This window comes from Actinosynnema sp. NPDC037264, assembly GCF_055603705.1.
On sequence record NZ_JBVJVK010000088.1, the window covers coordinates 21,130 to 30,799 of the forward strand.

The 9,670-nt window shown below is 70.5% G+C and carries 9 protein-coding genes and 1 pseudogene; 3 read left to right on the forward strand and 7 right to left on the reverse strand.

Translation table 11 applies throughout. The features are described 5' to 3' along the window. Positions 1–28 precede the first annotated feature (28 nt). A complete protein-coding gene (locus tag ACZ7GX_RS42690; protein WP_498786073.1) occupies positions 29–817 on the forward strand; it encodes a hypothetical protein in 789 nt (262 codons plus the stop codon). Between the two features lie 362 nt (positions 818–1,179). On the opposite strand, the gene ACZ7GX_RS42695 is transcribed toward ACZ7GX_RS42690, so the two are convergent. The 4 genes and pseudogenes from ACZ7GX_RS42695 to ACZ7GX_RS42710 all read right to left on the reverse strand — a co-directional run bounded on the left by ACZ7GX_RS42695 (position 1,180) and on the right by ACZ7GX_RS42710 (position 5,320). Then, positions 1,180–1,674: a hypothetical protein gene (locus tag ACZ7GX_RS42695; protein WP_498786075.1), complete on the reverse strand. Its 495-nt coding sequence runs from the start codon at positions 1,672–1,674 to the stop codon at positions 1,180–1,182. Between the two features lie 168 nt (positions 1,675–1,842). Then, positions 1,843–4,563 carry an AfsR/SARP family transcriptional regulator gene (locus ACZ7GX_RS42700; RefSeq protein WP_498786077.1) on the reverse strand — a complete coding sequence of 907 codons (2,721 nt, stop codon included), beginning with the start codon at positions 4,561–4,563 and terminating at the stop codon, positions 1,843–1,845. A gap of 85 nt (positions 4,564–4,648) precedes the next feature. Next, positions 4,649–5,000 (reverse strand): annotated as a pseudogene (locus tag ACZ7GX_RS42705) (P1 family peptidase). 92 nt (positions 5,001–5,092) lie between these two features. Further along, complete coding sequence (locus tag ACZ7GX_RS42710; RefSeq protein ID WP_498786079.1) at positions 5,093–5,320, reverse strand: hypothetical protein; 228 nt, start codon at positions 5,318–5,320, stop codon at positions 5,093–5,095. 42 nt (positions 5,321–5,362) lie between these two features. On the opposite strand from ACZ7GX_RS42710, the gene ACZ7GX_RS42715 reads away from it, so the two are divergent. Further along, positions 5,363–5,569, forward strand: a complete 207-nt coding sequence (locus tag ACZ7GX_RS42715; protein WP_498786081.1) for a hypothetical protein — start codon at positions 5,363–5,365, stop codon at positions 5,567–5,569. 4 nt (positions 5,570–5,573) lie between these two features. Here ACZ7GX_RS42715 and ACZ7GX_RS42720 read toward each other — a convergent pair whose 3' ends face one another. The 3 genes from ACZ7GX_RS42720 to ACZ7GX_RS42730 form a co-directional block, all read right to left on the reverse strand. Further along, on the reverse strand, positions 5,574–6,032 hold the full coding sequence (locus ACZ7GX_RS42720; protein WP_498786083.1) for a hypothetical protein: 459 nt from the start codon (positions 6,030–6,032) through the stop codon (positions 5,574–5,576). A 216-nt stretch (positions 6,033–6,248) separates the two neighbouring features. After that, a complete protein-coding gene (locus tag ACZ7GX_RS42725) occupies positions 6,249–7,010 on the reverse strand; it encodes an SDR family oxidoreductase (RefSeq protein WP_498786085.1) in 762 nt (253 codons plus the stop codon). Positions 7,011–7,210: 200 nt separating this feature from the next. Further along, the gene (locus ACZ7GX_RS42730) at positions 7,211–8,410 is read right to left on the reverse strand and encodes a low temperature requirement protein A (RefSeq protein WP_498786087.1); all 1,200 of its coding nucleotides are present in this window, start codon (positions 8,408–8,410) and stop codon (positions 7,211–7,213) included. A 132-nt stretch (positions 8,411–8,542) separates the two neighbouring features. Between ACZ7GX_RS42730 and sigJ the strand changes: the two genes are divergently transcribed. Then, positions 8,543–9,508 carry an RNA polymerase sigma factor SigJ gene (sigJ, locus tag ACZ7GX_RS42735; RefSeq protein ID WP_498786089.1) on the forward strand — a complete coding sequence of 322 codons (966 nt, stop codon included), beginning with the start codon at positions 8,543–8,545 and terminating at the stop codon, positions 9,506–9,508. Positions 9,509–9,670 lie beyond the last annotated feature (162 nt).

The window sequence follows — 9,670 nt, forward strand, 5'->3', positions numbered from 1 at the left end:
GCTGAGTCCCCCGACCCGAGGAGGAATCATGACGGTTCAACCAACCCCGGCACAGCGGCCGAACGGCTCAATGACCGCCGATCGATCCCGTGATCAGCGCCTCACTCGAATGGTGCCTCCCACCAGCACCGATCGTCACTGCGCGTTGCTGTTGCCGTCCCCGCTCATGCGAATTGGGGGGATCATCCTCGCGACTGTCCTGCTGGCCGGGTGCTCAACCGCACCCGTGGCCGCACCACCGTCGAGCACCACACCAACCACCACGACCACCAGCAGCACACCCGCCGCACCCGACCCGGCCCTCATCGAGTCGAGACTCATGAAGGTCGAAGCGCCCGACGACGTACTCGTCCCGCTCGGCTACACCCGCGATGACTCCTCCGTGCAGAAGAACTACCGGGTCATGCTCTGCCCGACCGAACTGCCCACCGACGGCGCCATGTCCGCGACGCGACTGTCCACTTCGTGGCTCAACAAGCCAGCGTTCTCCTACGTCGAACAGTCCCGCGTGTCCTACCGCCGCATCGCCGCCGCCGCCGAAACCGTCGAACACGCCCGCAAATCCCTGCAATGCCAACCGTTCATGTTCGGCGACGAAGGCCCCTACACCCCCGAACGCGAACTCACCCTGCCCCCGCTCGGCGTCGACGCCCAGTTCGGCGTCTGCTACACCTACCAACTCATGCGCATCTGCCAACTCGTCATGAGCAAAGCCGACATCCTCACCAGGTTTACCTTCTATGGCCCCAAAGAAGCCGACTCCACCGGCATCCTGACCAAAGCAGCACAAGCCACCGCGCCACTGCTCACCACCTGACCCACATCCCGACCTGCTTCCTTCGGATCAAGTCGGGCCGCTCAAGATCAAAGGACGAGCAGGCGGCGCAGGGAACGCGGGTGAACACGTCGGAACTCGCTTTGTCCGCGAGGAACGATCGGCCTTGACCTGCGCGAGCTTGAAAACGTGCCAGGCAAGATCAATGGCAATGGCACGCTCGGACGGTAGTGCTCGCAGGCCGGCGACCGTCGCCCGCAGGTGCGGGAAAACATCCGATGATTGTGGCCGGCTCGTCGCCCCGGAGGGAAGACGTCGACGCGTTCGTCACCGGTGCCCGTCCGGCTGCTGAGCCGTCCCTGGGCCGTGCCGGGCCCGGCCTCGTCGACCGGGCCCGGACCGACTCAACGGGTGCGCGTGGTGTAGCCGTCCCCGAGGGGACCGCTGCTGCTGCTGTTGAACTCACCCGCGGCGTCGAAGGTGTACCGGCCGCTGACGCCGGAGAGCTTCGGCGTCCAGCACCGCTTCTGGCCGGGGCCGACGTGGTCATTGCCGTTGGGGCTGTCGCAGTTGACGGTGCCGTCGTAGACGCCGTCGCGGTACCGGTACAGCGTCGCCTGGCCCCACTGGCTGGCGGTCATCGCGTTGCTGAACAGGATGAAGCCCCAGTAGTTGTACGAGCTGTCACGGCAGACCTGGATCTCCCCCACCTTGACGTCACCGGTGTACGTGCGCACGTCCCCCTTCGTGACGACGACTCCGTACGACGACCCCCACTGGCAGTTGGGCGCCGCCAAGGTGCCCACCGTCGCCGCCTGCGCCGAGGGCGCGAGAGCTGTCGCGATGACGACGCCCGCGGTCGCCAACGCCGCGCCCAGAAGCTTCGTGATCTTCACCATGTCGCTCTTGTAGTTCCCCTCTGTTGCGGGAAGGGCAACCCCTCCCCAGCCGGTCTTGGCGGCGTCACTGTGCAAGTCCGGAACTGCGGAAACCTTGCGAACGCCCTGAAGTCCGCAGGTCAACCGGCAAGTGGAGGTGCGGCGGTGGCTGGGGTGCGATGACCGGCGCTAGGAGTTGTCCAAGGCGCGCAACCGCTGCTCCAGGTCGTGCGCCTCGCGGTCCCGGCCCTGGTCCCGGTACAGGTCGAGGGCTCGTCGCCACGACTCGCGGGCCGCGTCGTGGCGGCCGAGGGCGGTCAGGGGGTGGCCCAGGTGGTCCGCCGTGTTCGCGGCCAGGTAGAGGTCGCCCAGGTCGACGTACAGGTCGAGCGCCCGCTCGTAGTGCTCGACGGCGTCTTCATGGCGACCGGCGAGGTGGTCGATATGCCCGAGCGTGTCCAGCGCGTCAGCCTCCGCCGTGGTGTCGTCGTGCTCGCGGTGCAGCGCGATCGCCGCCCGGCAGTGGACGCGGGCCGCGTCGTGGTCACCCAGGTGGGCGGTGTGCCAGGCCATCAGGTTGAGCGCGAGGGCTTCCCGCGTCGGCATCTCCACCTCGCGGTAGAGGGCCAGGGACCGCTCGGCGTGGTGCAGCGCCTGCCGGTGGTCGGAGAGGTGACCGCGGATCAGGGCGATGTTGTAGTGGGTGTGCGCCCGGTCGGTGGGCAGGTCGTGCCGCTCGGCCAGGGCCAGCGCCCGTTCGAGCGCGTCATGGGCCTCGTCGTGCAGGTCGAGCCGGGAGCAGGACACGCCCAGGTGCCGCAACGCGCGGATCCGCGTCGTCGGGTCGGGCAGGTGGGTGGTCGCCTCCACCGCCGCCCGCCACATCCGCACGACCTCGTGCCGGTGACCACGCCGCTGCTGGTAGGTGTGCAACGCCCACGCCAGGTGCCAAACGGTGGCGTGCCACCCGTGCGCGACCGCGGTGCGCTGCGCGGCGAGCAGGTTGGCGTGCTCGGCGTCCAGCCACGCCAGCGCGGACGCCGTGTCGGCCGGTACCTGTGGCCGGACGCCCGGCGCGGGGTCCGGTGGTGCCAGCAACGCGCGGTCGGGGTCCAGGACGCGGTCGGCCGCGTGCGCGGTGTGCAGGTGGAAGTCGAGCAAGCGCCGCAGCGCGGCGGACCGCCCATCCTCCAACAGGTCGCGGTGGGCGGCGGCGACCGCGAAGTCGCGGATCAGGTCGTGCATCGCGTACCGGCGGCGTGCTTCGGTCAACAACGAGGACTCCCGCAGACCGCGCAGCACGTGCACCGCCTCAATGTCGGGCAACCCGGCGAGAGCGGCGACGGCCGGCGCGGTGACGTCGACGCCAGGCGCGATCCCGACCAGGGCGAACACCTCGCGTTGCCGGTCGGTCAACGCCCGGTGCGACGCCGCGAGGACCACCGGCAGGTTGGCCTGCGGGTCCTCATCGGCCAACGCCGCCACGCCGTGGTCGCTCAGTTCGGCGGCGAGCGTAGCCAGCGGCAGGTCGGGATCGGCGTGGGCGCGCCCGGCGACGATGGCCAGTGCCAGGGGGAACCCGCGGCACCCGGCGAGCAGGTCGGCCACGGCGTCGGGCTCGGCGGCCAGTCGCGCGGGGCCGAGGCGGTGCAGGAGGAGCTCGCGGGCATCGGCGTCGGAGAGGACGTCCAGGTCGAGGTGTCGCGCTCCCTGACGGGTGATCAGGCCGCTCAACCGCCGGCGGCTGGTGACCAGCACCGTGCACGAGGAGCCACCGGGCAGCAGCGGCAGTACCTGGTCGGTGGTCGCGGCGTTGTCCAGCACGACCAGCATCCGCCGGCCCGCGACCATGCTGCGGTACAGCGCCGCCCGCGTGCCGGCGTCGGCGGGCACCCGGCTCGGCTCCAGGCCGAGGGCGAGGAGGAACCCGCGCAACGTCCCGCTCGCGTCCGGGGCGCGGCCGTCCGGGCTGAACCCGTGCAGGTCGGCGAACAACTGCCCGTCGGGGAACCGATCGAGCCGGCGGTGCGACCAGTGCAGCGCCAGCCACGTCTTGCCGACGCCACCGGCCCCGGCCAGCGTCCACAGCGCCGGGTCGGGCAGGACGGCGTCGAGCCGGTCGAGTTCGCCCCGACGGCCGACGAACGCCCGAGGCGCGGCGGGCAACTGGCGGGGCACCCCGGACACCTCCACTCGCCGGGTCGACACCGGGTCGCCGGCCAGCACCCGGCGGTGCACCTCGCGCAACGCCTCACCGGGCTCGGCGCCCAGGTCTTCGACGAGGCGCAGCCGCAGGTCCCGGAAGTGGTCCAGGGCGTCCGCTGCGCGCCCGACCTGGCACAGGGCGGTCATGAACTGGCCCGCTACGCGCTCGTCGAGCGGGTGTTCGCGGGCCCGTGCGGACAACTCGGCCACGAGCTCCGCGCCCTGCCCCAACCGCAGCCGGACATCCACCAGGTCGTGGAGGGCCGCCAACCGCTCCCGCCCGAGCCGGTCGCGTTCCGCCTCGGCCCAGTCGCCGTCCAGGCCGGTCAACGCCTCGCCACGCCACAACGCCAGCGCCTCGGTCAGCAGCCGCGCGGCGCGGTCGTCGTCGCACCCCCGAGCCCGGACGCACAACCCGCGGAACAGGTGCAGGTCCACCACGGATTCGGCTTCGGTGCTCAGCAGGTATCCGCCCGACCGGCGCACGATCGCCAACCCAAGGACGTCGGCCAGCGCTCGCCGCAGTCGCGAGAGGTAGCTGTGCAGCGTCTCCCGCCCCCGCCGAGGGCCGTCCGCGCCCCACACCCGGTCCACCAGGCGGTCCACCGGCACGACCCGTCCGGCCTCCACCACCAGTACCGCCAGCACGCACCGCTGCTTGGGGTGCCCGAGGTCCACCGCCTGCCCGCCAACGTCCGCGGACACCTCTCCCAACACTCGCAACACGACCCATCACCCCGTTACATGATGAGTGTTGAACGACCCGTTGAGGATCAAGGAAGCCTTCCCGTTACCTTGCCGGTGAAGGTCTCCAAAAGATCCGCAGCTTGGCCCGGTGGTCGTCCTCTCCCGTGGAGTCGAGGCGGTTGCCAGTGCTGAACGCGATCACGAGGTCGTCTCTCGTCGGGTCGCCGGTCCGGCCGATGCCCAGCACCGCCCGTTGCGCCAAGGGGTCGCACTGGTGCGGCAGCAGGGGCCGGTCGGTGGCGGCGACCACGATGATCGACCCGGCGGCGACCGTGGTTGGCCTGGACCAGCACGCCGACAGTGTGCTCGCCGACGAGGCGGGATGCGGTGCCGATGCCGCACTTGAAGCCGTGGCAGACCAACCGGGTACCGGAGCCGCCCGCGCCCTCGGCCACGGTTCCGCCGGCGCCAAGGCCCGTCCAGGTGTTCGGCGCGCCGTGGAAACGGAAGACACTCGACGAGTCTGCCAACCTGTGGTCAAGACCACTCAACGAGGTAGCCGGGACAGCAACTGCACGAGATCTCCCGGAAACTCGGACAGGTGCGCCTCGGCGCAGTAACGTACAGCACAGGCCGCAGAGATCAACTCAACTGTCGAGTAATCACCCGCGGACAACATCTTCGAGCACATCCCCAAGGGAACCGCGAAGTCCGCTTGCGCGGCGCCCGTCAGTGACTCGAACAATCCAGATTCCTCCGAGAAGACCAGATCCACGATGGAATCCAGAGTCTCCATTACCTCGGAAACGTCCAACCTATGGGAGAGATCAACCGTGTCCCCGTACTCGGCGAAGCCGAATCGGTTGATCCGGAGGTGCTGCCTGCTCACATCGATCCCCTAGAAGTCGACCCCTGGCACGGCAACGTCTGGCCGCCACCAGCAACCGCAGTACCCCACGCTCTGCAGGCGACCACCGGTTTACACCTCGACGGCGATGACCATGATCATCGTACCGGCAATTGATCACTTACCGGTCGTAGTAACCTGGAGCAGCGACCAGCACCGACTCGAAATACCAGCCTTCAGGCTCGTCGGCGCTGTCCGACCGGAACGGTCGGCCCAGGGCGAGAAGCAGGTCCGGCGCAACGACGTGAAGCCCCTCGTCCTCGACCTCCAAGCGCGTGACGCCCGAAAGCCTCTGGATGACTTCGTCGGCCGGGGTGTCGAATATTGCGATGTCCCCGAACCTGATAGTGACGTCGCGCTCGGGCCGGTAGAGCTCGATGGCTTTCACCCGCCGCTCCCGATCAGGGCTGAGCGAGATGGTGAGCTCGGACTCGTAGTGGGCGAATCCGGGCAGGCTGTCGCGCCCCGGGCTCGGGGTGCGATACCCGTCGAAAGAATGCAGCAGTTCGACCGCCTCGTCGAACGGCATACCGATTCTCAACGGCCCCACCCCCCGCGGTGGGTCGATGACCAGGTCCACTTGCTCCTCCTGCCTGACCGTGCGTCACCATAGTGACAGTTGCACGTAAATCGGCTGCGGCACGATGCGCGCCGCAGGTAGCCACGGTTCGGCGACTGCGGTGGGGGAACCTGACCAGGAGGTGGCGTCGACGGTGCTGTGGTTGGTCGTTCGCCCGAGCGCACCGACCGCGTCCGGGTGGTTCGGTTGGACGCGGTCGGTGGATGTCAGGCGTGATTACTTCGCCGGTGGCGGCGGGTTCAGCGGCAGCCAGTCGTCGAATCGGGTGGTGGACAGTTGTGCGTCGGGGCCCGGGAGCAGTGAGTCCTTGGCCAGTTCGGCGCCGAAGTAGCGGGCGCTCCGGTCGGTCACGACCTCACGCGGGTCGCCCTGGAACTCGAGGCCCTTGCGGATCAGTTCGTCGAGGCCGAACTGCTCGGGGCCGGCCACCTCGATCATGCCGTTGAGCGGCACGCCCACGGCGGTGCGCCCGACCGCGCTCGCCACGTCGTCGCCGGCCATCGGCTGGATCAGGGCGTCGGACAGGCGCACGGTGTCGCCGTCCGTCGCCGCCTGGGCGATGCTCCGCACGAACTCGAAGAACTGGGTCGCGTGCACGAGCGAGTAGGGCTGCCCCGAGTCCTTGATCAGCTGCTCCTGCGCGACCTTCGCCCGCATGTAACCGCTGTCGGTGAGCCGTTCGGTGCCCACCACCGACAGCGCCACGTGGTGGCCGACGCCCGCCTTCTCCTCGGCGGCGAGCAGGTTGGTGGTGGAGGTGCGGAAGAAGTGCATCACGGCCTCGTCCGCGAACGACGGCGAGTTGGAGACGTCGATCACGACCTGGGCGCCTGCCAGCACCTCGTCCAGGCCCACGCCGGTCAGCGTGTCGACGCCCGAGTCGGGCGACGCGGGCACCGCCTCGTGACCGTGCTCGCCCAGCCTGCGCACGAGCTTGGCGCCGATCAGACCGGTACCACCGATGACGACGATCTTCATGACGAGCCTTTCGGGCCGGGGCGCCCGGCCGGTCCGGGCACCTCTGTCGCAAGCAAGACCGGACAGCCTTCCCGGTTGTGACAGCCGGCGCGCTCCGGATCACCCGGGCGGGTCCCCGTCGAGCCGCAACCGCATGACGCCACTCGACGGGCAAGGGGCAAGGCGGTGTGCGCCGGTCGACCAGGTGCCGGGAACGAGCGCTAAGCGTTCAGCTGGTGGTGCACCACGGTCGACGCGGTGACGGCGACGCACACGGCGGCGATCAGCGTCACGGTGCCGGGCAGCCCCACGACCGGCACCGTCGACGGCGACACCGCGACGGCCGCGGCGCCGATCAGCAGGCGCGCGTGCCGGATGAACGACCTCCGGATGAACGACCTCCGGATGAACGGGGCGTGCACCGCCCACAGCAGCACCAGGAAAGCGGCGACCGGCACGGCCACCGCCCAGCCGGCGGCCACCTCCGAGACCTCGCCGCGGTGCGCGGTCCGCACCACGGCGACCTCCAGGCCGGCGCCGAGGGCCGCCAGGGCGGCGAACAGCCCGAAGTGGCCGTAACCCCACAGGTACGACCGACGCCTCACCGCGGCCAGCGCGTCGCCCGCGGGTTCCAGCGAGTACAGCCACCACAGCGCGAACACCAGCACCAGCCCGGACCCCGCGACCGCGGTCAGCGACCACGTCCAACCCTCGCGCACCGCCGCGTCGACACCGGTCGACGCGGCGAACACGCCCTCTCCGAGCAGGATGATCGTGAACAGGCCGTACCGCTCGGCGATGTGGTGGGGGTGCCAGGTCGTCCGCCGCCCCCGCTCCGCCCACGGCGGCACGGCCAGCTCGACCAGCGCCAGCACGACGAACGCGGGCAGCGACCAACCGCCGGCGAGCGCGCCGGACTCCGCCGCCACGAGCCGCAGCAGCCAACCGGCCTGCGCGACCGTGATGCCCGCGGCGTACCGCAGGGCCGTGCGCCTGCTCTCCGGGTCCTCGACCGCCACCCGCACCCACTGCGCGACGAGCGCCAGCCGCATGACCAGGTAACCGAGCGTCACCGTGCGCAGATCGCCCTCGGCGGCGGCCGGCACGCCGGCGGCCAGCACGAGCACGCCCGCCATCTGGAGCATGGTCATCAACCGGTAGCCGACGTCGTCGGTGTCGTACGGCGAGGCGAACCAGGTGAAGTTCATCCACGCCCACCAGATCGCGAAGAAGACCTGGAGGAACGCCACCACACCGGACGACGCGTGACCGCCCTCGATCGCGTGCGCGAACTGGCCGACGGCACCGGCCACCGCGACCACGAACGTCAGGTCGAACAACAGCTCCAGCCGGGTGGCGACGCGATGGGACTCCTCGATCGGGCGTGCGCGCATCCGGACGCGGAGGTCGACGGTTCTCATGCTGTCCCCCGTTCTCTCAGGTCACCCCCTGAGACCGGATGGGTCGCCCGGTTGTGACGGAGAACGGCCGTCGGTGCGACGGGGTACCTTCGGCACCGCCGAGATCGGCACGAACGGGCACGGAGGCGACGGTTGACGGATTCCAGCGCGACTGCCGGACCAGGGGACTCGGACGACCTGGCACGGGCCGCGGCGATCTTCACGAGCCTGCGGCCGCGCCTGTTCGGGATCGCCTACCGCATGCTCGGCAGCGTCGCCGAGGCCGAGGACCTGGTGCAGGACGTCTGGGTGCGGTGGCAGCTGTACGACCGCAGCCAGGTGGTCAACCCGGAGGCGTTCCTGGCGACCACGACGACCAGGCTCGCCATCAACGCGCTGCAGTCGGCGAGGGTGCGGCGCGAGACGTACGTCGGGCCGTGGCTGCCCGAGCCGGTCGACACGAGCGCCGACCCGTACCTGGGCGCCGAGCGCGGTGAGGCCCTGGAGCTCGCGGCCCTGATGCTGATGGAGAAGCTCACCCCCAACGAACGCGCCGCGTACGTGCTGCGGGAAGCCTTCGGCTACGCCTACGCCGAGGTCGCCGACATCCTCCAGTCGACCGAGCCCGCGGTGCGCCAGCTGGTCAGCCGGGCGCGCAAGCACATGGCCGGCGAACGGCGCAGGCAGGTGACCCCCGACGCGCAGCGGGAGCTGCTGGCCGCCTTCATCGCGGCTGCCCGCGCCGGCGACATGGCGTCGCTGGAACGGCTCTTCGCGCCGGACGTGACCAGCCTGTCCGACGGCAACGGCAGGCTGGGCGTCGCGCGCAAGCCGATCGTGGGCGTGCCCGCCGTGCAGCGGTACCTCGGCTCGTTCTCCTCCTGGTTCTGGAACGACGTCGACGTGCGGTGGGTGAGCGCGAACGGGCAGCCCTGCGCCGTGCTGCTGCGCAACGGCGCGGAGTTCGGCGTGGTCGCGGTCGGCGCGACGACCGAGGGCATCGACCACCTGCTGTGGCTGCTCAACCCCGAGAAGATCACGAGCGTGTCCGACGCGATCTCCTCGCCGCCGTCGAAGATCACCGTGGTGCCCGGTCGGGCCAGGCGGCAGCGAGGGTGATCCCGACCGGCTCGGGGGGGGGGGGGGCGGGGGGGGGGGGGGGGGTGGGGAGGGGGGGGGGGGGGAAGGGGGGGGGGAGGGGGGGGTAGCGTGGCCGGGCGGTGCAGGCGTGGAGGAGGGGGCGCGGGTACGTGGGGGAATTGTACGGGTACGCCGATTAGT

What these genes read in the sequence shown, in the direction of transcription:
- ACZ7GX_RS42730 (WP_498786087.1), bottom strand. Translation starts at nt 8,410, where the DNA reads ATGAGAACCGTCGACCTCCGCGTCCGGATGCGCGCACGCCCGATCGAG.
- ACZ7GX_RS42690 (WP_498786073.1), top strand. Translation starts at nt 29, where the DNA reads ATGACGGTTCAACCAACCCCGGCACAGCGGCCGAACGGCTCAATGACC.
- ACZ7GX_RS42695 (WP_498786075.1), bottom strand. Translation starts at nt 1,674, where the DNA reads ATGGTGAAGATCACGAAGCTTCTGGGCGCGGCGTTGGCGACCGCGGGC.
- ACZ7GX_RS42715 (WP_498786081.1), top strand. Translation starts at nt 5,363, where the DNA reads ATGGGAGAGATCAACCGTGTCCCCGTACTCGGCGAAGCCGAATCGGTT.
- ACZ7GX_RS42725 (WP_498786085.1), bottom strand. Translation starts at nt 7,010, where the DNA reads ATGAAGATCGTCGTCATCGGTGGTACCGGTCTGATCGGCGCCAAGCTC.